The organism is Microbispora sp. CL1-1 (genome assembly GCF_012034195.1).
Taxonomy (GTDB): Bacteria; Actinomycetota; Actinomycetes; order Streptosporangiales; family Streptosporangiaceae; genus Microbispora.
The window spans coordinates 268784-292173 of sequence record NZ_JAATEK010000007.1 but is presented as its reverse complement, the minus strand read 5'-3'; the positions used below and the strand labels follow the sequence as shown (position 1 = coordinate 292173).

General features: G+C 71.5%; 19 protein-coding genes and 1 pseudogene. 13 read left to right on the top strand and 7 right to left on the bottom strand.

The window, feature by feature from the left end; translation table 11 throughout:
• Positions 1-152: 152 nt before the first annotated feature.
• The 3 genes from HCK04_RS12235 to HCK04_RS12225 all read left to right on the top strand — a co-directional run bounded on the left by HCK04_RS12235 (position 153) and on the right by HCK04_RS12225 (position 2506).
• Positions 153-512 (top strand): hypothetical protein, encoded by a 360-nt coding sequence (locus HCK04_RS12235; protein WP_142647275.1) that lies wholly within the window; start codon positions 153-155, stop codon positions 510-512.
• A gap of 96 nt (positions 513-608) precedes the next feature.
• On the top strand, positions 609-1859 hold the full coding sequence (locus HCK04_RS12230) for a sensor histidine kinase (RefSeq protein ID WP_142647274.1): 1251 nt from the start codon (positions 609-611) through the stop codon (positions 1857-1859).
• A complete protein-coding gene (locus HCK04_RS12225; RefSeq protein WP_142647273.1) occupies positions 1856-2506 on the top strand; it encodes a response regulator transcription factor in 651 nt (216 codons plus the stop codon). The genes HCK04_RS12230 and HCK04_RS12225 overlap by 4 nt, the downstream gene beginning before the upstream one ends.
• 15 nt (positions 2507-2521) lie before the next feature.
• On the opposite strand, the gene purU is transcribed toward HCK04_RS12225, so the two are convergent.
• Positions 2522-3388, bottom strand: a complete 867-nt coding sequence (gene purU, locus HCK04_RS12220; RefSeq protein ID WP_142647272.1) for a formyltetrahydrofolate deformylase — start codon at positions 3386-3388, stop codon at positions 2522-2524.
• 109 nt (positions 3389-3497) lie between these two features.
• Here purU and HCK04_RS12215 point away from each other — a divergent pair, with 109 nt between their 5' ends.
• The 9 genes from HCK04_RS12215 to HCK04_RS12175 all read left to right on the top strand — a co-directional run bounded on the left by HCK04_RS12215 (position 3498) and on the right by HCK04_RS12175 (position 14005).
• Positions 3498-4283: an IclR family transcriptional regulator gene (locus HCK04_RS12215; RefSeq protein WP_142647271.1), complete on the top strand. Its 786-nt coding sequence runs from the start codon at positions 3498-3500 to the stop codon at positions 4281-4283.
• Positions 4284-4416: 133 nt separating this feature from the next.
• The gene (locus HCK04_RS12210; RefSeq protein WP_142647270.1) at positions 4417-6855 is read left to right on the top strand and encodes an FAD-dependent oxidoreductase; all 2439 of its coding nucleotides are present in this window, start codon (positions 4417-4419) and stop codon (positions 6853-6855) included.
• 26 nt (positions 6856-6881) lie between these two features.
• Positions 6882-8147, top strand: a complete 1266-nt coding sequence (glyA, locus tag HCK04_RS12205; RefSeq protein WP_142647306.1) for a serine hydroxymethyltransferase — start codon at positions 6882-6884, stop codon at positions 8145-8147.
• Entirely contained in the window at positions 8144-9391 is a 1248-nt protein-coding gene (locus HCK04_RS12200; protein WP_142647269.1) for a sarcosine oxidase subunit beta family protein, read from the top strand. The genes glyA and HCK04_RS12200 overlap by 4 nt, the downstream gene beginning before the upstream one ends.
• 17 nt (positions 9392-9408) lie before the next feature.
• On the top strand, positions 9409-9687 hold the full coding sequence (locus HCK04_RS12195; protein WP_142647268.1) for a sarcosine oxidase subunit delta: 279 nt from the start codon (positions 9409-9411) through the stop codon (positions 9685-9687).
• Positions 9684-12536 carry a 2Fe-2S iron-sulfur cluster-binding protein gene (locus HCK04_RS12190; protein WP_142647267.1) on the top strand — a complete coding sequence of 951 codons (2853 nt, stop codon included), beginning with the start codon at positions 9684-9686 and terminating at the stop codon, positions 12534-12536. The genes HCK04_RS12195 and HCK04_RS12190 overlap by 4 nt, the downstream gene beginning before the upstream one ends.
• Positions 12529-13122, top strand: coding sequence for a sarcosine oxidase subunit gamma family protein (locus HCK04_RS12185; protein WP_142647266.1), 594 nt, complete (start codon positions 12529-12531; stop codon positions 13120-13122). The genes HCK04_RS12190 and HCK04_RS12185 overlap by 8 nt, the downstream gene beginning before the upstream one ends.
• A gap of 132 nt (positions 13123-13254) precedes the next feature.
• The gene (gene panD / locus HCK04_RS12180) at positions 13255-13680 is read left to right on the top strand and encodes an aspartate 1-decarboxylase (RefSeq protein WP_142647265.1); all 426 of its coding nucleotides are present in this window, start codon (positions 13255-13257) and stop codon (positions 13678-13680) included.
• 1 nt (position 13681) lies between these two features.
• A complete protein-coding gene (locus HCK04_RS12175) occupies positions 13682-14005 on the top strand; it encodes a DUF6247 family protein (RefSeq protein WP_142647264.1) in 324 nt (107 codons plus the stop codon).
• A 74-nt stretch (positions 14006-14079) separates the two neighbouring features.
• On the opposite strand, the gene HCK04_RS12170 is transcribed toward HCK04_RS12175, so the two are convergent.
• Positions 14080-14868: an amidohydrolase family protein gene (locus tag HCK04_RS12170; RefSeq protein ID WP_142647263.1), complete on the bottom strand. Its 789-nt coding sequence runs from the start codon at positions 14866-14868 to the stop codon at positions 14080-14082.
• A gap of 93 nt (positions 14869-14961) precedes the next feature.
• On the opposite strand from HCK04_RS12170, the gene HCK04_RS12165 reads away from it, so the two are divergent.
• Entirely contained in the window at positions 14962-15357 is a 396-nt protein-coding gene (locus HCK04_RS12165; RefSeq protein WP_142647262.1) for a MerR family transcriptional regulator, read from the top strand.
• Between the two features lie 23 nt (positions 15358-15380).
• Here the strand turns inward: HCK04_RS12165 and HCK04_RS12160 are convergent, their stop codons facing one another.
• The 5 genes and pseudogenes from HCK04_RS12160 to HCK04_RS12145 all read right to left on the bottom strand — a co-directional run bounded on the left by HCK04_RS12160 (position 15381) and on the right by HCK04_RS12145 (position 23344).
• Entirely contained in the window at positions 15381-16148 is a 768-nt protein-coding gene (locus tag HCK04_RS12160) for a ribonuclease HII (RefSeq protein WP_142647261.1), read from the bottom strand.
• 106 nt (positions 16149-16254) lie between these two features.
• Complete coding sequence (locus tag HCK04_RS44150) at positions 16255-18285, bottom strand: cellulose binding domain-containing protein (protein ID WP_346776133.1); 2031 nt, start codon at positions 18283-18285, stop codon at positions 16255-16257.
• The gene (locus HCK04_RS42220; protein ID WP_260617218.1) at positions 18171-18473 is read right to left on the bottom strand and encodes a cellulose-binding domain-containing protein; all 303 of its coding nucleotides are present in this window, start codon (positions 18471-18473) and stop codon (positions 18171-18173) included. The genes HCK04_RS44150 and HCK04_RS42220 overlap by 115 nt, the downstream gene beginning before the upstream one ends.
• 658 nt (positions 18474-19131) lie before the next feature.
• Positions 19132-20847 (bottom strand): annotated as a pseudogene (locus HCK04_RS42215) (glycoside hydrolase family 9 protein); the annotation flags it as partial.
• Positions 20848-20860: 13 nt separating this feature from the next.
• Complete coding sequence (locus HCK04_RS12145; protein WP_147945095.1) at positions 20861-23344, bottom strand: glycoside hydrolase family 9 protein; 2484 nt, start codon at positions 23342-23344, stop codon at positions 20861-20863.
• Positions 23345-23390 lie beyond the last annotated feature (46 nt).

The following is a 23390-nucleotide window of genomic DNA, read 5'->3' as shown; positions in this document are numbered from 1 at the left end:
AACGCCCTGAATCCACCGATCGGTGGAGCCGCTCCACCGCGTGGATGAGCCGCCGATTCCACCGCCGGCTCGGAAGATCGGGCGATCCGTACGGAGTGCCTCCGTTGCGACGCTGATTCCCGTCGGAGAACGAGAAGACGGAGGCGTACGGAATGCGCGACGTGGTCTGGCTGATCGGCGGGTACGCCGCGGTCAGCGTGCTGACACTGGTGGCGATGATCGTGTTTCGGCAGGACGCGACGATGGTGACCACCGAGGTCTGGGTCCGCGGCACGCTCGTCGCCGCCGGCTCACTGCTCACGCTGTTCTTCGCGGTCCGGGCGGCCCGCGGCGACCGCCGGATGCTGGTGCGGCTGCGTGTCGTCACCGCGATCATGCTGGTCGCGATCGTGGTGATCATCGCGCTGCCCGGCGTCTTCCCGCTGTGGTTCAAGCTCGAACAGGGTGTCTGCGGCCTGCTCCTGCTGGCCGTGGTCGTGCGGATCAACCGGCGCCCGGCGATCCGGCCGTGAGCACTGAGCGCGCTCCGCTCACGCCGCTCCCGCGGGCGGCCGGGGCGGCGGCTAGGTTGTTCCGCTGGGGGTAGGTGCGCGATGCGGAGTTGGCAGATGGCCAGGCCGGCGGGCTGGGACCAACGGTTCCTGCCCATGGTCACCGTGGTCCCCTACGTGGCTCTGGCCGTCATGGCCGCCCTGACCATCGCCCTGAAGCACGACCGGCCCGGCTCTCTCGCCGTCGACCTCGTGCTCTGCGCGGCGGCCGCGGTGTGGAGCCTGGCACTGTTCACGCTGCATCCGCAGTGGCGCGACCGGAGCGGCGTGATGGGCGTCTTCCTGTCGGGCCTGATCGTGTTCGGGCTGGTCATGGTCCTGCGCGACCCGTGGTTCGGCGTGTACACGCCGGTGCTGTACTTCTACGCCTACCGGATCATCGGCTGGCCGCGCGAGCTGTACTTCATCGCCGGCGTCGCGGTGGTGGCCGGCACGGCACAGTCGGCCGGCGTGGACACCGGCTCGTGGGCCGGCCGCCTCGAATACCTGGGGATCCTGGTCGTCAACATCGCGCCGATGTGCCTGCTGGCCTGGATAGGCGAGATCGGCGGGCGTTACTACGACGGCCGGGAGGCGGCGTTGCGCGAGGCCCGGGAGGCCAACACGCGGCTGGCCGCGGCACTGGCCGAGAACGCGGCGCTGCAGGAACGGCTGGTGGAGCAGGCCCGCGCGGCCGGCGTCCTGGACGAGCGGGCCCGGATGGCCCGGGAGATCCACGACACGCTGGCCCAGGGCCTGACCGGCATCGTCACCCAGTTGCAGGCCGCCGAGCACGCGGCGGACGACCCGGCCGCGTGGCGCCGGCACCACGCGGCGGCGACCGCGCTGGCGCGGGAGAGCCTCACCGAGGCGCGGCGCTCGGTGAACGAACTGCGCCCGGAGCCGTTGGAGACCGGCCGGCTGGCCGACGCCGTCACCGAGGTGGCGGCCGGGTGGTCGGCCCGCCACGGCGTCCCGGCCCAGGTCACGGTCACCGGCGAACCCCGCACGCTGCGCCCGGAGGCCGAGGTCGCCCTGTTCCGGGTCGCCCAGGAGGCTCTGGCCAACGTCGCCAAGCACGCCTGCCCCGTCACCCGCGTCGGTCTCACCCTTTCCTACATGGACAGGCAGGTGGCTCTCGACGTCCGCGACGACGGCCGCGGCTTCGACCCGGCCGCCCGGGCCGAGCGCGACGGGGGCTTCGGGCTGGTGGCGATGCGGCAGCGGATCGAGGCGTTGTCGGGCACGCTGCAGATCGAATCGGAGCCGGGACACGGGACGGGAATCTCGGCCTGTCTGCCGGCCGGGGCACCGGAGGTGCGTCCATGAGCGACCCGATCAAGCTCCTCATCGCCGACGACCACCCGGTGGTGCGGGACGGGCTGAGCAGCATGTTCGCCCGCGATCCCGAGTTCACCGTGGTCGGCGAGGCGGCGGACGGGGCCGAGGCGATCAGGCTGGCCGAGGCGCTCGGGCCGGACGTGATCCTGATGGACCTGCGGATGGCCGGCATGGACGGCGTCACCGCGATCGCAGAGCTGACCCGGCGCGGCGTGCCCGCCCGGGTGCTGGTGCTGACCACCTACGACACCGACAGCCACGTGCTGCCCGCGATCGAGGCCGGTGCCACCGGCTACCTGCTCAAGGACGCGCCGCGAGACGAACTGCTGCGCGCCGTACGCGCTGCCGCCCGCGGTGAGGCCACGCTGTCTCCGTCGGTCGCCGCCCGCCTGATGAGCCGGCTGCGCACCCCGGCGCCGCCGGCCGGCCCGTTGAGCCGGCGCGAGCTGGAGGTGCTGCGCCTGGTCGCGGCAGGGAACACCAACCGGGAGGCGGCCGCCCGTCTGTTCATCACCGAGGCCACGGTCAAGACGCACCTGCTCAACATCTACGCGAAGCTCGGCGTCAACGACCGCGCGGCCGCGGTCGCGGAGGGGTACGACCGCGGCCTGCTCGGTGCGCCCGAGCGTCCGTGAACGCAGTATGGGGAGTCAGCGGAAGACGACGGTGCGGTCGCCGTTGAGGAGGACGCGGTTCTCGCTGTGCCAGCGCACGGCCCTGGCCAGCACCCGGGCCTCCACGTCGCGGCCCACGGTGACGAGCGCGTCCGGGTCGAGCGAGTGATCGACGCGCTCGACGTCCTGCTCGATGATCGGCCCCTCGTCGAGGTCGGCCGTGACGTAGTGCGCGGTGGCGCCGATCAGCTTGACCCCGCGGTCGTGCGCCTGGTGGTAGGGCTTGGCGCCCTTGAACCCCGGCAGGAACGAGTGGTGGATGTTGATCGCCCGGCCCTCCAGGCGCTTGCACATGTCGTCGCTCAGGATCTGCATGTAGCGGGCGAGCACCACCAGGTCGGTGTCGAGCTCCTCGGCCAGCTCCAGGACGCGCCGCTCGGCCTCGGGCTTGGTGTCGGGCGTGACGGGCACGTGGTGGAACGGCACGCCGTAGAACTCGGCCAGCGGTTCGAGGTCGCGGTGGTTGGAGACGATCGCGGGGATCTCGACGTTCAGTGCGCCGAGCCGCTGCCGGTAGAGCAGGTCGTTGACGCAGTGGCCGAACTTCGACACGAGCACGAGCGTCCTCGTGGGCGTCACGGCGTCCTTGATCTGCCAGTTCATCCGGAAGGAGTCGCCGACGTGGGAGAAGCCGCGGCGCAGCTCGTCGATGTCGCCGCGGCCCTCGGGCACCCCGAAGTGCACCCGCATGAAGAAGTGGCCGTTCGTCCTGTCGTTGAACTCCTGGCTCTGCAGGATGTCACCCGCGTGCTGGACGAGGAAGCCGCTCACCGCGTAGACGATCCCCGGCCGGTCGACGCAGGAGAACGTGAGGACGAACTCGCGACCCGGGCGAGCGGACATGGAGCCTCCAGAGTGCGTCATACGCAACATGGTGTCGTATACGCAACAGCGTGACCCGTCGCGTCGATCAGGTCAAGAGCTTGGTGCGCATTACGCGTACAGTTGTGTCATGGGCAACGAATCCGGTGAGGGTGCGAACGTACAGTCCGTCGACCGCGCCCTCACCATCCTGAAGTTGCTCGCCCGCGACGGTGAGCTCGGCGTCAGTGAGCTCGCGGCCACCCTCGGCGTGCACAGGTCCACCGCGTTCCGACTGGTGGCGACGCTGGAGGGCCACGACCTGGTCGAGCAGGACAACGATCGCGGCAGATATCGGCTCGGCGTTGGCCTGGTGCGGCTCGCGGGGGCGACCAGCGCGCGGCTCGACCTGGTGCGCGAGAGCCGGGCCGTCACGCCGGCGCTCGCCCGCGCGGTGGGGGAGACCGTCAACGTGGCCGTCCTGTCCGGAGGCGAGGCCCTGTACGTCGACCAGGTCGCCGGACGATCGGCGCTCCAGCTCCACCACTGGGTGGGGCAGCGGATCCCCCTGCACGCGACGTCCAACGGCAAGGTGCTGCTCGCGCACGCGCCCGCCGCGCTGCGCGAGGAGGTGATCGCGGCCGGGCTGCCCGTCCTCGCCACGCGGACCGTCACCGATCCCGCCCGGCTGCGCGCGGAGCTCGCCGAGGTGCGCCGCCGTGGGTATGCGACGGCGGTGGACGAGCTGGAGGACGGCCTGAGCGCGGTCGCGGCGCCCGTCCTCGGCGCGGACGGTTCCGTCGTCGCCTCGCTCAGCGCGTCCGGCCCGACCTTCCGGATGCCCGAGGCGGCGATCCCCGCCGTGGCCGAGCAGGTCATGGCCGCGGCGCAGGAGGTGTCCGCCCGCATGGGCTGGTTCGGCCCCGCCCGGCGCTGAACCGGCCCTCCCGAGGGTGCGGTTTTGTCCGGTTTTTGATGCTTGACACCCGGGATGTGACGCGTCACGCTTGTTGCGTTAAACGCATAATGTTGCGAATAGTGCAACAAAATATGCAGCAACGGAGGTGGGTATGACGGGCCCGCGCGTCGTCATCATCGGAGCAGGCGTCGTCGGTGCGGCGCTCGCCGACGAACTGTCGGCCCGGGGCTGGACGGACGTCACCGTGGTCGACCAGGGCTCGGTGCCCGCGACCGGAGGCTCCTCCTCGCACGCCCCGGGACTGGTCTTCCAGATCAACGGGTCGAAGACCATGACCGAGATGGCGCGCTACACCGTCGAGAAGCTCAGCTCGCTCGACGTCGACGGCGAGCCCTGTTTCCTCCAGGTCGGCGGACTGGAGGTCGCGACCAGCCCGGAACGGCTCGCCGAACTGCACCGGCGGCACGGCTGGGCGACCTCCTGGGGCGTCGAGTCGCACCTGCTCACCCCCGCCGAGTGCGCCGAGCTCTTCCCCCTGATCGACCCCGAGGTCGTGCTCGGCGGCCTGCACATTCCGAAGGACGGCCTCGCCAAGGCCGTACGCGCGGTCGAGGCGCAGCTCAGGCGGGCGCGGTCGCGCGGCGTGCGGGTGCTGGACCGGCACGAGGTGCTCGACGTCCGCACCGAGGACGGCCGGGTGGCCGCCGTGGTGACCGATCAGGGTGAGATCCCCGCCGACATCGTGGTCTGCTGCGCCGGCATCTGGGGCCCGAAGGTGGCCGCCATGGTCGGGATGCCGCTGCCGCTCACCCCGCTCGCCCACCAGCTCGCCTGGACCGGACAGGTGCCCGACCTCGCCGGACGCGAGGAGGAGGCGACGCTGCCGATCCTGCGCCACCAGGACGCCGACCTCTACTATCGCCAGCGGTTCGACGGCGTCGGCATCGGCTACTACGGCCACCGGCCCATGCCGGTCAAGCCCGAGGAGCTGCTGCCGGTGGACGAGGCCGAGGTCATGCCCTCGGTGCTGACGTTCACGCCGGAGGACTTCGAGGACGCCTGGACCGAGACCCAGCGGCTGCTGCCCGGCACTCGCGCGGCCAAGCTCGACGAGGGAATCAACGGGGTCTTCTCCTTCACCCAGGACCACATGCCCCTCCTGGGCGAGTCGTCGGAGGTCAAGGGCTTCTGGGTGGCCGAGGCGGTCTGGGTGACCCACTCCGCGGGCGTCGGCAGGGCGATGGCCGAGTGGCTGGTCGACGGCCACTGCTCGTCATTCGACCTGCACGAATGCGACGTCAACCGGTTCGAGCCGCACCAGCTCGCCCCCGACTACGTGATGGCCCGCGACTGCCAGAACTTCGTCGAGGTCTACGACATCATCCACCCGCTCCAGCCGATGGAGGAGCCGCGGCCGCTGCGCCTCAGCCCCTTCCACACCCGGCAGCGCGAGCTGGACGCGTTCTTCCTGGAGGCCGTCGGCTACGAGCGGCCGCAGTGGTACGGCGCGAACGCCCGCCTGCTGGAGGGGCGCGACATCCCCACGCCCAACGACTGGGCGGCCCGCTACTGGTCGCCGATCGTCGGCGCGGAGGCCCAGGCGTCCCGCGAGTCCGTCGCGCTGTACGACATGACCGCGCTGAAGCGGCTGGAGGTCGCCGGCCCCGGCGCCCTCGCCTTCCTCCAGCGGCTGACGACCGGGCAGATGGACAAGTCGGTCGGCTCGGTGACCTACTGCCTGCTGCTCGACACCGACGGCGGCATCCGCAGCGACGTGACGGTCGCCCGGCTGGGCCGCGACGTGTTCCAGGTCGGCGCCAACGGCAACCTCGACCTCGACTGGTTCCACCGCCACCTGCCCGCGGACGGCTCGGTCATGGTCCGCGACATCACGGCCGGCACCTGCTGCCTCGGCGTCTGGGGCCCGCGCGCCCGCGACCTCGTCCAGCCGCTCACCGACGCCGACTTCTCCAACCAGGGCTTCCGCTACTTCCGGGCGAAGAAGGCGTACATCGGCACCGTGCCGGTCACCGCGCTGCGGCTGTCGTACATCGGCGAGCTGGGCTGGGAGCTCTACACCACCGCCGACCTCGGCGCGAAGCTGTGGGACACGCTCTGGGAGGCCGGGCAGCAGCACGGCATCATCGCCGGCGGGCGCGGCGCGTTCGCGAGCCTGCGGCTGGAGAAGGGCTACCGGTCCTTCGGCACCGACATGACCTACGAGCACGACCCGTACGAGGCGGGGCTCGGGTTCGCGGTGAAGCCGGACAAGGGCGACTTCATCGGCCGTGAGGCGCTGGAGCGGCGCAAGGAGAACGTGCGCCGCCGCCTCACCTGCCTCACCATCGACGACCCCGCCCAGGTCGTGATGGGCAAGGAGCCGGTGTACGACGGCGACAGCACCGTCGGCTACGTCACCAGCGCGGCCTTCGGCTACACGATCGGCAAGGGCATCGCCTACGCCTGGCTGCCCACCGAGCTGGCCACGCCGGGACGGACGCTGGAGATCGGCTACTTCGACCGGCGGGTGACCGCCGTGGTCGCCGAGGAGCCCCTGTTCGACCCCGCCATGGAACGGCTGCGCAGCTAGTGAGGACTGAAGTGAACGATTCGGTGATGGACGCGCCGCTCGCCGAGACCGACCCCGAGGTCGCGGCGGCGATCGGTGAGGAGACGCGCCGCCAGCGCACCACGCTGGAGATGATCGCCTCGGAGAACTTCGCGCCCGTCTCGGTGATGCAGGCGCAGGGCTCGGTGCTCACCAACAAGTACGCCGAGGGCTACCCGGGCAGGCGCTACTACGGCGGCTGCGAGAACGTCGACGTGATCGAGCAGATGGCGATCGACCGGGTGAAGGCGCTGTTCGGCGCGGAGGCGGCCAACGTGCAGCCCCACTCGGGGGCGCAGGCCAACGCGGCGGCCATGTCGGCCCTGCTGGAGCCGGGCGACACGATCCTCGGTCTCGACCTCGCGCACGGCGGCCACCTGACCCACGGCATGCGGATCAACTTCTCCGGCCGGCTCTACAACGTCGTGGCCTATCACGTGCGTGAGAGCGACAGCCTCGTGGACATGGACGAGGTCGAGCGGCTGGCCCGCGAGCACCGGCCCAAGCTGATCATCGCGGGCTGGTCGGCCTACCCGCGCCACCTCGACTTCGCCGCCTTCCGGCGCATCGCCGACGAGGTCGGGGCCTACCTGATGGTGGACATGGCGCACTTCGCCGGGCTGGTCGCGGCGGGGCTGCACCCCTCGCCGGTGCCGCACGCGCACGTCGTCACCACGACCACCCACAAGACGCTCGGCGGTCCGCGCGGCGGGGTGATCATGTCCACCGAGGACCTGGCCAAGAAGATCAACTCGTCGGTGTTCCCGGGCCAGCAGGGCGGCCCGCTGGAGCACGTCGTCGCGGCCAAGGCCGTCGCGTTCAAGATCGCGGCGGGCGAGTGGTTCCGCGACCGGCAGCGCCGCACGCTGGAGGGCGCGCAGATCCTCGCGAACCGCCTGCTCGCCCCCGACGCCGCCGAGGCGGGCGTACGGGTGCTGTCCGGCGGGACGGACGTCCACCTGGTGCTCGTGGACCTGCGCGAGTCCGAGCTGGACGGCAAGCAGGCCGAAGACCGGCTGCACGAGGCCGGGATCACGGTCAACCGCAACGCGGTGCCGTTCGACCCCCGGCCCCCGATGGTCACCTCGGGGCTGCGGATCGGCACCCCGGCCCTGGCCACCCGGGGCTTCGCCCACGCCGAGTTCGAGGAGGTCTCCGACGTGATCGCCCAGGCGCTGCGTCCGGACGCGGACCTGACGGCGCTACGCGCCCGGGTCGAGGCCCTCGCCGCCAAGCACCCCCTCTACCCCGGCCTGAACGGAGCCGCCCAGTGAGCCCGCACACCCAAGGGCGCAGGACGCCGGGCGCCGACCTGCCCGACCACCCCGACCGCCTGTGGCGCTCGGCCGAGCCCAAGCGCGCGTACGACGTGGTGATCGTCGGCGGCGGCGGGCACGGCCTGGCCACGGCCTATTACCTCGCCAAGAACCACGGGATCACCGACGTCGCCGTGCTGGAGCGCGGCTGGCTCGCGGGCGGCAACATGGCCCGCAACACCACGATCATCCGGTCCAACTACCTGTGGGACGAGAGCGCGGGCATCTACGAGCACGCGCTGAAGCTGTGGGAGGGCCTGGAGGAGGACCTCGGCTATCCGCTGCTGTTCAGCCAGCGCGGCGTGCTCAACCTCGCCCACAGCCTGCAGGACGTGCGCGACAGCGTGCGCCGGGTCAACGCCAACCGGCTCAACGGCGTGGACGCCGAGTGGCTGACGCCGGAGCAGGTCAAGGAGGTCTGCCCGATCGTCGACATCTCGCCCGACGTGCGCTACCCGGTGCTCGGCGGCACCTACCAGCCCCGGGCGGGCATCGCCAAGCACGACTACGTCGCGTGGGGCTTCGCCAAGGCGGCGGCCGACCTCGGGGTCGACATGATCGAGCACTGCGAGGTGACCGGTCTCGACGTACGCGACGGCCGGGTGACCGGCGTGCGGACCACCCGCGGCCCGATCGCCGCCAAGAAGGTCGCGCTCGCCGCCGCCGGGCACTCCTCGGTCGTCGCCGGCTACGCCGGGGTGTCGCTGCCGCTGCAGAGCCACCCGCTGCAGGCGCTGGTGTCGGAGCTGCTCGAACCGGTGCATCCGACCGTGGTCATGTCCAACGCGGTGCACGTCTACGTGAGCCAGGCGCACAAGGGCGAGCTGGTCATGGGCGCGGGCATCGACGCGGCCAACTCCTACCGCCAGCGCGGCGCGTTCCACATCATCGAGCGGCAGATGTCGGCGGCGCTGGAGCTGTTCCCGGTCTTCGCCCGGGCGCACGTGCTGCGGACCTGGGGCGGTGTGGTCGACGTGACCCCCGACGCCTCGCCCGTCGTCGGCCTGACCCCCGTCGAGGACCTGTACGTCAACTGCGGCTGGGGCACCGGAGGGTTCAAGGCCACCCCGGGCGTCGGCTGGTGCTACGCCCACACCGTGGCCACCGGCGAGCCCCACCCGCTCAACGCACCCTTCTCGCTCGACCGGTTCACGACCGGCAAGCTCGTCGACGAGCACGGCGCCGCCGCCGTCGCGCACTAACACCGGAGACAGACAGAATGCTGCTGATTCCCTGCCCGTGGTGCGGGCCGCGGGACGAGGCCGAGTTCCACTACGGGGGGCAGGCCCACGTCGCCTATCCGGAGGACCCGGCCGCCCTGTCCGACGAGGAGTGGGCCCGCTACCTGTTCTTCCGCGACAACCCCAAGGGCCTGTTCGCGGAGCGGTGGAGCCACACGGCCGGGTGCCGCCGCTGGTTCAACGCCGTACGCGACACCGCCACCAACGAGATCCACGCCGTCTACCGCGTGGGCGAGCCGCGGCCGGTGAGCGCATGAGCGAGCGAAGCGAGCAGACCAGCAGGGCCGGTCAGCCGTACCGTCGCGAGGGGGCGACGGGCACGACGTTGCGCTTCCGGTTCGACGGCCGCGACTACGAGGGCCTTGAGGGCGACACGCTGGCCTCGGCGCTGCTCGCCAACGGCGTGCGCGCGGTGGCGAGCAGCATCAAGCTCGGCCGTCCGCGCGGCGTCTACGCCGCGGGCTGCGAGGAGCCGAACGCGCTCGTCCAGATCGAGGAGCCCTTCCCCGAGCCGATGCTCACCGCCACGACCGTCGAGCTGTACGACGGCCTGGTCGCCTCCGGCCTGCCGGGACAGGGCAGGCTGGCCGACCGGCCCGACCCGGCGCGTTACGACGCGGTGCACGCCCACTGCGACGTGCTCGTGGTCGGCGCGGGACCGGCCGGCATCGCCGCCGCGAGCGTGGCGGCGCGGGCCGGTGCGCGGGTGATCCTCGCCGACGAGCGGCCCGAGCCGGGCGGCAGCCTCCTCGGCACGACCGAGACGCTCCACGGCGCGCCCGGCCGCGAGTGGGCGGCCGAGGAGGTCGCCGCGCTGGCCGCCCTGCCGGACGTACGCGTGCTGCGCCGCACCACGGTCGTCGGCCACTACGACGACAACTACGTCATCGCGGTGGAGCGCCGGACCAACCACCTGGGCGCGGCGGCCCCCGCCGACGTGGCGCGCGAGCGCGTCTGGCGCATCCGGGCCAGGCGTGTGGTGCTGGCCACCGGCGGCCACGAGCGGTTCGTCGCCTTCGCCGGGAACGACCTGCCCGGCGTGATGCTGGCCGGCGCGGCCCGCACCTACGCGAACCACTACCGCGTGCTTGCGGGGTCGCGGGCGGTCGTGTTCACCACCAACGACAGCGCGTACGCCGCGGCGCTCGACCTCGCCGACGCCGGTGTCGAGATCGCCGCGATCGCCGACGTACGGCAGGCTCCCGGCGAGACGTGGGCGGCCCGCTGCGCCGAGCGCGGCATCGAGCTGCTGACCGGCCACGTGGTCACCGCCGCCAAGGGTGAGGGCGAGGTCTCCTCGGTCCAGGTCGCCCCACGGGGTGACGGCGAGGCCCGCGAGATCGCCGCCGACCTGCTGCTCGTGTCCGGCGGCTGGACGCCGGTGGTGCACCTGTTCAGCCAGGCCGGGGGCACGCTGCGCTACGACGAGGAGCTGGGCGCGTTCACGCCCGGCGAGACCCGTCAGGCGGTGGAGGCCGCCGGGTTCGCCCGGGGGGTCCGCACGCTGCGGGAATGCCTGGAGGACGGCGCCGAGGCGGGCCGCCGCGCGCTGGCCGCCGCCGGCTTCGCCGTACCGGCCGAGATCGCTCTGCCGTCCGCGGAGGAGGAACCGGCCGCCGCGCCCGCCGAGCACCTGTGGCTTGTGGAAAGCGACGACTACGACGCCCACTTCGTGGACCTGCAGCGCGACGTCACCGTGGCGGAGGTGCTGCGCGCGACGGGCGCCGGGCTCACCTCGGTCGAGCACGTCAAGCGCTACACCACGGCGGGCACGGCCCACGACCAGGGCAAGACGTCCGGCCTGCTGACCAGCGGCGTCGTGGCGCACGCGCTCGGCGTGGACGTTTCCGAGCTGGGGACCACGACGTTCCGCGCGCCGTACACGCCGGTCTCGTTCGCCGCGCTGGCGGGCCGCGATCGGGGGCACCTGCACGACCCGGTGCGCGTCACCGCGATGCACGAGTGGCACGTCGCGCGCGGTGCGCTGTTCGAGAACGTCGGCCAGTGGAAGCGGCCCTGGTACTACCCGCAGGCGGGTGAGGACATGGAGTCCGCCGTGCTGCGCGAGTGCCGGGCGGCCCGCGAGGACGTGGCCGCGATGGACGCCTCCACGCTCGGCAAGATCGACGTGGTCGGCCCCGACGCCGCGGTGCTCCTCGACCGGCTCTACACGAACATGATGAGCACGCTCAAGGTCGGCTCCATCCGCTACGGCGTGATGTGCCGCCCCGACGGCATGGTCTTCGACGACGGCACCGTCATCCGCCTGGCCGACGACCGCTTCCTCGTCACCACGACCACCGGCAACGCGGCGGCGGTGCTCGACTGGATGGAGGAGTGGCTGCAGACCGAGTGGCCGGACCTTCGGGTGCACTGCACGTCGGTCACCGAGCAGTGGGCGACCGTGGCGCTCGTCGGGCCGCGCTCCCGCGAGGTGCTGGCGCGGCTCGCGCCCGGCCTGGCGGTGGACAACGACAGCTTCCCGTTCATGACCTGGCGGGACGCCGAGGTCGCCGGGATCGAGGCGCGCGTCTGCCGGATCAGCTTCTCCGGCGAGCTGGCCTACGAGATCAACGTCTCGTCCTGGTTCGGGCTCGCCCTGTGGGAGGCGGTCATGGCGTCCGGCGAGGTCACGCCGTACGGCACCGAGACCATGCACGTGCTGCGCGCCGAGAAGGGGTTCCCCATCGTCGGCCAGGACACCGACGGCACGGTCACCCCGCAGGACCTCGGCATGGAGTGGATCGTCTCGAAGAAGAAGGCCGACTTCGTCGGCAAGCGGTCCTTCGCCCGGGCGGACACCTCCCGGCCCGACCGCAAACACCTGGTCGGCCTGCTGCCCGAGGACCCCGGCGTGCTGCTGCCCGAGGGCGCCCACCTCGTGGCGACCTCGGCGCTGCCCGAGCCGCCGGTGCCGACGCTCGGCTTCGTCACCTCCAGCTACCGCAGCGCCGCGCTGGGCCGTACGTTCGCGCTCGCGCTGGTGAGCGGCGGGCGCGAGCGGATCGGCGAGCGGCTGTTCGCGCCGGTCGGGGCGGACCTGGTGCCCGTCACCGTGACCTCCCACGTTCTGTACGACCCGGAAGGAGCGCGCCGCGATGGCTGAGCCGACGGTTGTGCGCAGGAGTCCGGCCGCGGCGTTCGCGGCGAGGTTCGAGGCGGCGAGCGCGGGCGGCGGCCTGCGCCTGGCCGAGACGCCCTTCCTGACCCAGATCGATCTGCGGGTGGATCCCAAGAGCCCGGCGGCCGAGCGCATCGGCACCGCGATCGGCGTGCCGCTGCCGGTGGAGCCCGGCACGGTCGCGGGCGGCGGCGACCTCGAAGTGCTCTGGCTCGGGCCGGACGAGTGGGTGCTTCTCGCCCCGGACGGCGCCGCACCCGGCCTGGTGGCGCGTCTCACCGAGGCGGCAGGCGGCGAGCACGTCTCGGTCGTCGACGTGTCGGCCCAGCGCACCACCCTGGTGGTGGCCGGTGACCGGGCGCGGGACGTCCTGGCCCACGGCTGCACGCTGGACCTGCACCCCCGGGTCTTCGGCCCGGGCCGCTGCGCCCAGACCACGCTGGCCAGGGCCGGAGTCGTCCTGGTCGCCGGTGCGGACGGCTTCCGCCTGCTGGTCCGCTCGTCCTTCGCCGGATACGTCGCGGAATGGCTGCTCGACGCGTCGGTCGAATACGTCGGGCCCGCGGCCTGACACGGGCGCCGGAACGGCCCGGCCGCGGCGGTCATTGATCGCTGTAGCCGGGCCGCGGTCCTGCCGGTCAGGTGTGTGACATAGCATCGAGGGCGCTCATAAGGAGGGCAGTCCGCACCCCGGTGGGAGACCATGTTCCGCACGTTGATGAAGTCGAAGATCCACCGCGCGACCGTCACGCAGGCCGACCTGCACTACGTCGGCTCGGTGACGATCGACGCGGACCTGATGGCCGAGGCCGACCTCGTCGAGGGTGAGAAGGTCGACATCGTCGACATCGACAACGGCAACCGCCTGTCCACCTACGTCATCGAGGGCCCGGCGGGCTCGGGCGTCATCGGCATCAACGGCGCCGCCGCCCGGCTCATCTCCGTCGGCGACCTCGTGATCATCATCGCGTACGCGCTGGTCGCCGAGGACGAGGTCAAGGCGCTCAAGCCACGCGTCGTCTTCGTCGACAAGGACAACAAGCCGCTGCACGTCGGCTCCGACCCCGCCGCCGTCCCCGACGGCATGGGCCTCACCCCCGGCGACCTCACTCCACCCTCCACCACCTGACATGACCGCGCAGCCTGAGGACCCGTCCGCGATCTTCGAGGCGCTCCCGCCGTCCCACCGCGCCTGGTTCCGGGCGGAGTACGACGAGGCTTTGGACGCCGCACACGACTTGGCCCGCCTCAAGCAGGTGCAGGCGTTGTTGCGTCAGTGGCGGCTGCGCGCGATCGCTTACGCGCGCCCGGGTTACGAGGAGGCCGTCCAGGACGCGCTCCAGGACCGTACGGAGATGTTCACGCGCTACACCCCGCCCGAGTGGGAAGGCCGGGTGCGGAGGGCCGGGGTGCTCGCCGCACCCGAGCCGCCGGACCACGGTCTTCGTCGCTAGCGTCGCCGAGGTGCTCGACGGGCCCATAGAGCTGATCGCCCGCCGCTCCGCCGTCCCGCCGCGCTGGGGATACGTCAGGCGAGGCCGAGAAGCCGGGCGGCCGTTCCTCCGAGCACCCGGTCACGTAGCTCCCCGGGTGCGGTGACCCGCTCCACGGTCGCGCGGGCGAGGGCGGGGTCGCCGTACGGGGCGTCCGAGCCGAAGAGCGTGCGGTCGGGGATCTCCGCGATGGCCAGCCGTACGGCGAAGATCAGGTATGCCGTGGACAGCTCCAGGAACATGCTGGGCGTGTCCCGGACCAGCGCGATCGCGTCCATCCAATGGAGACCCCCGAGCTGGCTGATCACCAGGGGCACGGAGGGATAGGCGCGTGCCAGCTCCGCCAGCGTCCGCAGGTCGTCCGCCGTGGTCGGCGCGAAGCCGTGGACGACCACGGGCAGCCCGCCGTGGTCGGCCGCCCCGCGCAGCACGGGCTCGATCAGGCCGGCCTGCCCCGGCGGGGGCGTCAGCTCCCCGATCCCTCGCAGGCCACGCCCCGCCACCTCCCGGTCGATCCACTCGGCGACGTGCTCCGGCGGCAGATCCAGCGGCACGCTCAGGAAACCGATGAACCGGTCGGGGTGAGCGGCGAGCGCCGCGTCCAGCTCCCTGTAGGCGGCCTGGTATCGGCCGGGTCCGTTGGCGCGGCCCCCGATCGCCTCGTCGAGAGCGGCCATCTCCCCGCGCAGCGACTCCAGGTCGGTGGCCCGCTCCGGGTGCGTCCGCGTGGGGAACAGCACCGCGCGATCGACTCCGGCGTCGTCGAGCAGTGCGATGTGGTCCGCGACCGGGTCGTGGACATGGCTGTGCGCATCGATGATCACGTTGTCTCCTTAGAGCGGTCCGGAATGTGACCAGCGCGCTTCACTGTTGCGGTTGACACCGTTGGAAGGTCAAACCAGGAGGAGACGGACGCCATGCTGATCGGGGAGCTGGCACGCAGGACAGGGGTCAGCGAACGCCTTCTGCGCTATTACGAGCGCATCGGGCTGATCCGCTCGGAACGGCTCCCCAACGGCTACCGCGACTACGCCGACGCGACCGTCGAGACGGTGGGGCGGGTGCGGGCCCTGCTCGCCGCCGGCCTTCCCACGCGGGTCATCCGCCAGGTGCTCCCGTGCGCCGACGGCCGCACCGGTCTGCGCCCGTGTCCCGGCGTCCTCGACCTGCTGCGTGCCCAGCTCGACGTCCTCGACCGTCGTACGGCCGAGCTGGCCGACGCCCGCGACCTGCTGCGCCGCACGATCGCCGCCACCGAGAGCGCCGCCACCGAGAGCGCCGCCACCGAGAGCGCCGCCTCTCCCGCTCGATAGCTCGTGGGCCCGGTGCCAGGGTGTCAGAGGAGGGTCATCTGGCCGGAGCCGGCGAGGGGGTCGCGGTGCTTGCGCAGGTGCCGCCACTGAGGGAGGTCGTCGAGGTACGACCAGGAGAGCCGGTGGTGCGGGGTCGGCCCCGTCTCCGCCAGCGCCTGCTGGTGGACGGGGGAGGGGTAGCCCGCGTTGGCGGCGAAGCCGTACGCCGGGTGCTCCTCGCCGATCTCCGCCATCATGCGGTCGCGGTGCACCTTGGCCAGCACCGACGCGGCGGCCACCGACACCGAGCGCTGGTCGGCCTTGACCTCGCACCGCACCCGCCACGGCCGGCCGAGGAAGTCGTGCGCGCCGTCGAGGAGCACCACGTCGGGCCGCAGCGGCAGGGCCTCCAGCGCCCGGCACGCGGCCCGGCGCAGCGCCTCGGTCATGCCGGCCTCGTCGATCTCCTCGGGGCTCGACTCGCCGTACGCGTGACAGATGAGCCACTCCGGCAGGACCGCCGCGAACGCCTCCCGCTGGGCCGGGCCGAGCAGCTTGGAGTCGGTCAGCTTGATCGTGCGCTCCCCGCGTCCCGGTAGCTCGGGCGGCGGGCCGAAGGCGGTGACGGCCGCGCAGACCACCACCGGGCCCGCCCACGCGCCGCGGCCCACCTCGTCCACGCCCGCGATGTGGACCGCCCCCGCGGCACGCAGCTCGTCCTCGATCTCGTATCCGGCCACCCGCCTCGGGGACGCCACGGGCGTGGTGCGGGATTCGGAACCGGGCTCAAGCCCGGGCAAGGCGTCGGTCATCCCCGTATCATCCCAGGCACCCGCCGCCCCGTCGGCCGCTACGCGTGGTAAGACATGCGCACGCGGCCCGGCGCGTCCGCTGGACGGCCGGGCCGCTCGGGGTGGCTCAGGAGCAGGTGGTGCCGTTGAGGGTGAAGGCGGTGGGCGTGGGGTTCGATCCGGTGTAGGTGCCCTGGAAACCGATCTGGACGGACTCGCCGGGTTTGATGGTCTTGTTCCAGTCGAAGTTGGCGGCGGTGACGCTGTTTCCGGTCTGGGTCCAGGTGGCCGACCAGCCGGGCGGGCTGATCTTCTGGTTGCCGGCGAAGGTGAACGCCAGTGTCCAGCCGTTGATCGTGGTCGTGCCGGTGTTGTTGATCGTTATGTTCGTGGTGAACCCGGTGCCCCAGTCGTTGGCCGCGTACGTCACCTTGCACCGGATGCCGGACGAGGGAGACACCGAGGGGCTCGGCGAGGGGCTCGGCGAGGGGCTGAAGGTGGGCAGGCCCGACTGGGCGGTGGCGGTGAGCGTGTTGGAGGGTTCGCTGGTGTTGCCGGCGGCGTCTCTTGCCACCACGTAGAACGTGTAGCTGGTGCCGGCGACCAGCCCCTCCGCGATGTAGAGGGTACTGGTCGTCGAGCCGATCTTGACGAAGTCGGCGCCCTGCTTCATGTACACGTCATAGGCCGCGACCCCGGTGTCGTCGGTCGAGGCGGTCCAGCACATCGGCACCGCGTTCGTGAAGTCCGCTCCGCAGACCCACAGCCCGGTCGGCGCGCTCGGCGGCGTGGTGTCCGCCGACCCCGAAGCCGAAGGCGACGGCGACGGGCTGGGCGAGGAGGTTCCGTCGGGCGTCGCGACGGCGGTGTACGGCGCCGACGGGTTGCTCAGGTTGCCGGCGGCGTCGCGGGCGACGACCTGGAAGGTGTACGACTTGCCGCCTTCGAGGCCGACGACGATGTCGCGGGGAGTGGCGTTCTCGCCTTCGTAGGCGTAGCCGTGGTCGGTCCGCCGGAACAGGTCGTATTTCGGCGGGATGCGGCTGTCGTCGCTGACGGCGTTCCAGGTCAGGAAGATCCCGCCGGGGATGGGCATCCCGCTCGCGGCGGTCAGCCCGGTCGGGGTGCCGGGCGGGATGGTGTCCGTTCCGGTTCCGGGGCTCAGGCTGGGCGAGGGGGGCTCGACCATGGCACGCTGGCGGACCAGGTCGGAGGGTGCGCTGAGGTTGCCCGCGGCGTCCTTCGCCACCACGTAGAACAGGTAGTCGCGTCCGGGAGTGAGGTCGCCCACGATCGCGAGGACGCTGCCGTCGGGCCGGTCGGAGACCTGGGCCGGCACCTTACGGAAGGCGCCGTCGATCCAGGCGTACACGTCGTAGCCGGTGACCGCCACGTTGTCGGTCGAGCGGGTCCACGTCAGGCCGGCGGCGCCGTTGAGGTAGACGTTGTACGGCCCCAGCCCCTCCGGACGGGTCGGCGGGGTCCGGTCGATCGGCGTCGGGCTGGGCGGAGGACTGGTCGGCGGCGCGCCGCTGAGATAGTTCGCGGTCTGCGTCACCTCGTTGGACGGCGGGCCCGCGTTCCCCGCCGCGTCCCTGGCGATAACCCGGAACGTGTACGACTGCCCCAGGGTGAGGCCGCTGATGGGGAGACCCGTGCCGGTCGTGGTGCGAATGGTGGTGAAGGCGCCGTCCTGCTTCACCTGGATGTCGTAGCCGGTTACGCCGACGTCGTCGGTCGCGGCGCCCCAGCACAGCGAGACGCCGATGCCGAAATCGGCTCCGGGCGGGGCGGGCAGCGGGCAGTGATACAGCGTTCCTGGAGCGCTGGGCGGGGTGGTGTCCCCGGCCACTGCGGAGGCGGCCGCGAAGGCCGGCGGGAGGGTCGACGCGGCGAGGGCGAGGCCGGCCCCCAGGAGACCGGCTCCCAGGAGTCCGGCTCTTACGGCTCCGGCTTTGGGGAGTCCTCGGACGGACATGGAAGTGCACCTCTCTGTGAGAAGTGGTCCGGCGCACCGGGGTGCGCCGGACCACGGATCGGGGATCACGAGCAGGTGGTGCCGTTGAGGGTGAAGGCGGTGGGCGTGGGGTTCGATCCGGTGTATGTGCCCTGGAATCCGATCTCGACGGACTGGCCCGGGTTGATGGTCCTGTTCCAGTCGAGGTTGGTGGCGGTGACGTTCGCGCCGCTCTGCGTCCAGGTGGCCGACCAGCCGGGCGGGCTGATCTTCTGGTTGCCGGCGAAGGTGAACGCCAGTGTCCAGCCGTTGATCGTGGTCGTGCCGGTGTTGTTGATCGTTATGTTCGTGGTGAACCCGGTGCCCCAGTCGTTGGCCGCGTACGTCACCTTGCACCGGATGCCGGACGAGGGAGACACCGAGGGGCTCGGCGGGGCTGAAGGTGGGCAGGCCCGACTGGGCGGTGGCGGTGAGCGTGTTGGAGGGTTCGCTGGTGTTGCCGGCGGCGTCTCTTGCCACCACGTAGAACGTGTAGCTGGTGCCGGCGACCAGCCCCTCCGCGATGTAGAGGGTCCTGGTCGTCGAGCCGATCTTGACGAAGTCGGCGCCCTGCTTCATGTACACGTCATAGGCCGCGACCCCGGTGTCGTCGGTCGAGGCGGTCCAGCACATCGGCACCGCGTTCTGGAAGTCCGCTCCGCAGACCCACAGCCCGGTCGGCGCGCTCGGCGGCGTGGTGTCCGCCGACCCCGAAGCCGAAGGCGACGGCGACGGCGACGGCGAGGGGGACGGCGACGGCGTGCCGCCGGGCGGGGTGCCCCACACCAGCGTGTTCCCGTCGTACACCGGCACGTGCGACGCCGCCGACGCCGACCAGTCGTTGGACGGGTCCCAGGTCGCGCCGTTCGGCACCGAGATCCGCAGTTGCGTGCCGCGCTTGTAGAGCTGGGCGTCGCCGGGATAGATGGGCTTGCCCGTGCAGTCGACCTCGGCGTAGTAGGTGCGGTCCTGCGCGAGCGTCGGCCCGGTCACGGCACAGCCGTTGCTGTCCCCGCCGGTCACCTTCACCTGGGAGGCGGAGGTGGAGCCGTCGAGCGTGAAGTAGTAGCGCGCCTTGCCCGACTGGAGGACGCGCGGCGGCCAGTTCGACGTGTTGGTGATGGTGACGGTCATCGAGGTTCCGTCCACACCGGTGTAGACGTTGCCGGTCTCGGCGCGGATCTCGTCGTACTTCTCCTCCGGGGCGGGGAAGTTCGCCACCGGCGTCCCGCCGTACTCCTTGGCGAACCGCGCGAGCACGTTGGTGATGCCGGAGTTGTAGTCGATGGCCACCTCGTTGCGCACGTAGTCCGTACGGCTGTCGGTGTAGGCGTCGGTCTGGTCCGGGCCGCCGGCGAGTGCGCCGTACAGGACGTGCAGGTTCGGGCCGGTGGTGTCGCTCATGTAGCCGAGATACTGGCCGCTGGCCGCCCGGTGGTGGACGTGGGTCGGCGGGTTGGTCCCGAAACCGACCATGTAGCTGGAATGGTGGGGATTGTCCCCGAGGGCGTAGTCGACCTGCCGCTTGGCGAAGTCGTGATAGCGGGCGTAGAGCGGGTCGTCGGGCCCGAGGTGGTCGGCGTACACGAGGGCCACCCACGCGGTGTTCAACGCCATGCGCAGCGACGCCCAGTTGAAGATGTACGCCAGGCCGCCGGGGGTGACCGGCCCCTTCTTGCCCTTGTATCCGACCGTCCAGTAGTCGAGATAGCGCTGGACGTCGTCCTTGTACTGCTGGTCGCCCGTCAGGGTGGCCATCAGCGCGTAGACGCCGTATTCCTTGTCGTTCCAGCCGAGGCCGAAGGTGTAGGCGGGCACCGTGGTCCCGCCCGCGCCCTGGCCCACGTCTGGCTCGCTGCCCATCTTGGGATAGAACTCGCGGGCCTTGTCGAGATAGCTCCCGGTGCCGGTGGCCCGGTAGAGCCACACGGCCGCCCAGGCCAGCTCGTCCCAGTACATCTTGGTCGCGCCCGGGTGGTCGGCGCCGCCCTCCCAGGTCGAGTTGTAGTAGCCGGAGATGCCCGGCACGCAACTCGTGTACGCCGTGTCCTGGCCGTTGGAGCCCTTGGTCGTGTCGGCGAACGTGAACAGCTGCTTGGCGTGGGTGAGCAGCGTGTCGGCGTACGACGGGTCGGCCGGCCGGAAGGCCATCGAGGAGGCCGCCATGGCCGCAGCCGTCTCGGCGACGACGTCGGTGCCCTTGCACGTCGGCGTGATCTTGTAGACCGGCCGCGCCATGCCCTTGATGTCGATCACCTCGGGCGGGCCCCAGTAGGCGTGGTCCACACTGCCGTCGCCCACCTGGACGTACAGCGTCTCAGGTTCGGGATGGGCGGCGATCAGGTAGTCGGTGGCCCACTTGAGGTTGTTCAGCATGGGCGTGAGCTGGGTTCCGTAGCCGGTGCGGTTCTCGACCAGGCCCCAGGCCAGCATCGTGGTGGTGAACGCCATCGGGAAGCCGAACTTGACGTGGTCGCCCGCGTCGTACCAGCCGCCGGACAGGTCGACCCCGGCGGCCTTCCCGTCGTTCAGCGTGCGGTCGCCGCGCCACTCCACCCGGCTCCAGTCGGGCTTTCTGCCCGACTGCTGCGCCTCGTAGAAGTAGATCGACTTCTGCAGGGCCTCGGTGTAGTTGTACGTGCTCGCCGCTTGGGCGGGCGCCGGGCCCGGGACGAGCAGGGCGGCCAGAATAGCGGCCACCCCGCCCAGGGACAGGAGTCTCATGGATGGCCTCGTCTCAGGAGCAGGTGATGCCGTTGACGGTGAAGACGGCCGGGCTGACGTTGGATCCGGTGTAGGTGCCCTGGAAGCCGATCTGGATGGACTGCCCGGGGTTGATGGTCCTGTTCCAGTCGAGGTTGGCGGCGGTCACGTTCGCTCCGCTCTGGGTCCAGGTGGCCGACCAGCCCTGGGTGACCCGCTGGTTGCCGGGGAAGGTGAACCTCAGGGTCCAGCCGTCGAGCGGCGTCGTGCCGATGTTGGTGATCGTGACGGTCACGGTGAACCCGCCGCCCCAGTCGTTGGTCGTGTACGACACCCTGCACGCCCCCCCGGCCGAGGGAGACGGCGAGGGGGACGGCGACGGCGACGGGCTTGGCGAGGCGGACGGGCTGGGCGACGGCGACGGCGACGCGGAGGGGGACGCCGAGGGGGACGCGGAGGGGGACGCGGAGGGGGACGCCGACGGGGACGGAGACGGGGAGACCGACGGCGAGGCGGACGGCGACGGGCTGGGGGAGGGCTCGACGCCGGGCGCCGTGCCCCAGATGAGGCGGCCGTCGTTGCCGTACAGCGTCATGTGGTCCGCGCCTTTGGCCGACCAGTCGTTGGACGGGTCCCACGTCGCGCCGTCGGCCACGCTGATGCGGAGCTGCACCTCGCGGCGATACTCCGACTGGCCGCCGGGGAAGATGAGCGTGCCGGTGCAGTCGACCTCGGCGTAGTAGGTGCGTCCCTCAAGCAGGTGCGGCCCGGTGGGCTGCTTGCACTGGGTGTAGGACGTGCTCACCGTGACCTGGCTCGCCGTGGTCGAGCCGTCCAGGGTGAAGTAGTAGCGGAACTTCGCCTTGTCGAGCACGGTCGCCGGCCAGGCCGACTTGTTGATGACGAACGTCTTGGCCGCCGTCTCCCGGCTCGTGTGGGTGATGGTCGGCTCCAGGTAGAACTCCGGACCGTCGGGCGTCTCGGTGGGCAGCGTGGCCAGGGGCGTGCCGCCGTACTCGCCGTAGAGCACGGCGAGCGAGCTGGTGATGCCGGAGTTGAAGTCGAGCGCGACCTCGTTCTTCACGTAGTCGCCGCGGCTGTCGGTGTAGGCGTCGGCGCCGTCGGGGCCGCCGACCAGCGCGCCGTACAGGATGTGCCTGCTGACGGCGGGCTCGCCGTCGGGACCGGCGTTGGTCCAGGAGCCGTGCGCGCCGCGGTGGTGCGGGTTGCGCGGCGGGTTGGTCCCGAAGCCGATCATGTAGCTGGAGTGGCGCGGGTTGTCGCCCAGCGCGTAGTCGATCTGCCGCTTGCCGAAGTCGTGATAGCGGGAGTACAGCGGGTCGCCGGAGCCGAGGAAGTCGGCGTACTTCAGCGCGACGAAGGCCGTGTTGGCGGCCATGCGCAGCGAGGCCCAGTAGAAGATGTACGCCAGGCCGCCGGGCGTGATCGTGCCCTTCTTGCCCTTGTATCCGACCGTCCAGTAGTCGAGATAGCGCTGGACGTCGTCCTTGTACTTCTGCTCGCCGGTCAGCTCGGCCATCTGCTCGTAGACGGCGTACTGCTTGTCGTTCCAGCCGAAGCCGAAGTTGAAGACCGGCACCTGCTGCCCGTTGCTGCCCGGGTCCTCCTGGGTGCCCATCTTCGGGTAGAACTCACGCGCCCGGTCGAGGTAGCTCGTGGTGCCGGTGGCCCGGTAGAGCCAGACGGAGGCCCAGGCCAGCTCGTCCCAGTACATCTTCGTGGCGCCCTCGACCTGCCCGCCCTCGCCCGTGGAGTTGTAGAACCCCTGCGCGGCGCTGACGCAGTTCACGTACGCCGTGTCGCGGCCGTTCGTCCCCTTGGTCGTGTCGGCGAACGTGAACAACTGCTTGGCGTGGGTGAGCAGCGTGTCGGCGTACGAGGGGTCGGTGGGCCGGAAGACGATCGAGGAGGCGGCCATCGCGGCGGCGGTCTCGGCGGCGACGTCGGTGCCCGGGCACGACGCGGTGATCTTGTAGACCGGCCGCTTGTGGCCCTTGGCCTCGACGGTCTCGGGTGCGCCCCAGTAGGAGTGGTCCTCGCCGCCGTCGCCGACCTGGACGTACAGGACGTTCGGCTCGGGATGGGCGTTGATGAAGTAGTCGCCCGCCTGCCGGAGCGTGTTCAGCAGGTAGGGAAGCTGGCCCGAGCGCTCGTAGGCCGACCGGTAGTCCGCGCCGCCCCAGGCCAGCGTGGTGGTCATGGCCGCCATCGGGAAGCCGAACTTCACGTGGTCGCCCGCGTCGTAGAAGCCGCCGGACAGGTCCACCCCGGCGGACTTGCCGTCGTTGACGGTCGAGTCGGCCCGCCAGGTCACCCGGTTGGTGGAAGGGAGGTGCCCCGACTCCTGCGCCTCGTAGAACAGGAACGACTTCTGCAGCGCCTCACCGTAGTTGAAGGAGGCGGCGGCAACGGGGGTGGAAGTCGAGGTGACGGCCAGCAGGGCGCCGGCCAGTGCGGTCGCCGTGCTCGCGCTCAGCAGCCGTCGCGGTAGTCGCATCACGTGCCCCTCGGAAAAGGACGACGGGCCGGCCCCGCCGTGCGGG

What these genes read in the sequence shown, in the direction of transcription:
- HCK04_RS12235 (WP_142647275.1), top strand. Translation starts at nt 153, where the DNA reads ATGCGCGACGTGGTCTGGCTGATCGGCGGGTACGCCGCGGTCAGCGTG.
- HCK04_RS12230 (WP_142647274.1), top strand. Translation starts at nt 609, where the DNA reads ATGGCCAGGCCGGCGGGCTGGGACCAACGGTTCCTGCCCATGGTCACC.
- HCK04_RS12225 (WP_142647273.1), top strand. Translation starts at nt 1,856, where the DNA reads ATGAGCGACCCGATCAAGCTCCTCATCGCCGACGACCACCCGGTGGTG.
- purU (WP_142647272.1), bottom strand. Translation starts at nt 3,388, where the DNA reads ATGTCCGCTCGCCCGGGTCGCGAGTTCGTCCTCACGTTCTCCTGCGTC.
- HCK04_RS12215 (WP_142647271.1), top strand. Translation starts at nt 3,498, where the DNA reads ATGGGCAACGAATCCGGTGAGGGTGCGAACGTACAGTCCGTCGACCGC.
- HCK04_RS12210 (WP_142647270.1), top strand. Translation starts at nt 4,417, where the DNA reads ATGACGGGCCCGCGCGTCGTCATCATCGGAGCAGGCGTCGTCGGTGCG.
- glyA (WP_142647306.1), top strand. Translation starts at nt 6,882, where the DNA reads ATGGACGCGCCGCTCGCCGAGACCGACCCCGAGGTCGCGGCGGCGATC.
- HCK04_RS12195 (WP_142647268.1), top strand. Translation starts at nt 9,409, where the DNA reads ATGCTGCTGATTCCCTGCCCGTGGTGCGGGCCGCGGGACGAGGCCGAG.
- HCK04_RS12190 (WP_142647267.1), top strand. Translation starts at nt 9,684, where the DNA reads ATGAGCGAGCGAAGCGAGCAGACCAGCAGGGCCGGTCAGCCGTACCGT.
- HCK04_RS12185 (WP_142647266.1), top strand. Translation starts at nt 12,529, where the DNA reads ATGGCTGAGCCGACGGTTGTGCGCAGGAGTCCGGCCGCGGCGTTCGCG.
- panD (WP_142647265.1), top strand. Translation starts at nt 13,255, where the DNA reads ATGTTCCGCACGTTGATGAAGTCGAAGATCCACCGCGCGACCGTCACG.
- HCK04_RS12175 (WP_142647264.1), top strand. Translation starts at nt 13,682, where the DNA reads ATGACCGCGCAGCCTGAGGACCCGTCCGCGATCTTCGAGGCGCTCCCG.
- HCK04_RS12165 (WP_142647262.1), top strand. Translation starts at nt 14,962, where the DNA reads ATGCTGATCGGGGAGCTGGCACGCAGGACAGGGGTCAGCGAACGCCTT.
- HCK04_RS12160 (WP_142647261.1), bottom strand. Translation starts at nt 16,148, where the DNA reads ATGACCGACGCCTTGCCCGGGCTTGAGCCCGGTTCCGAATCCCGCACC.
- HCK04_RS12145 (WP_147945095.1), bottom strand. Translation starts at nt 23,344, where the DNA reads ATGCGACTACCGCGACGGCTGCTGAGCGCGAGCACGGCGACCGCACTG.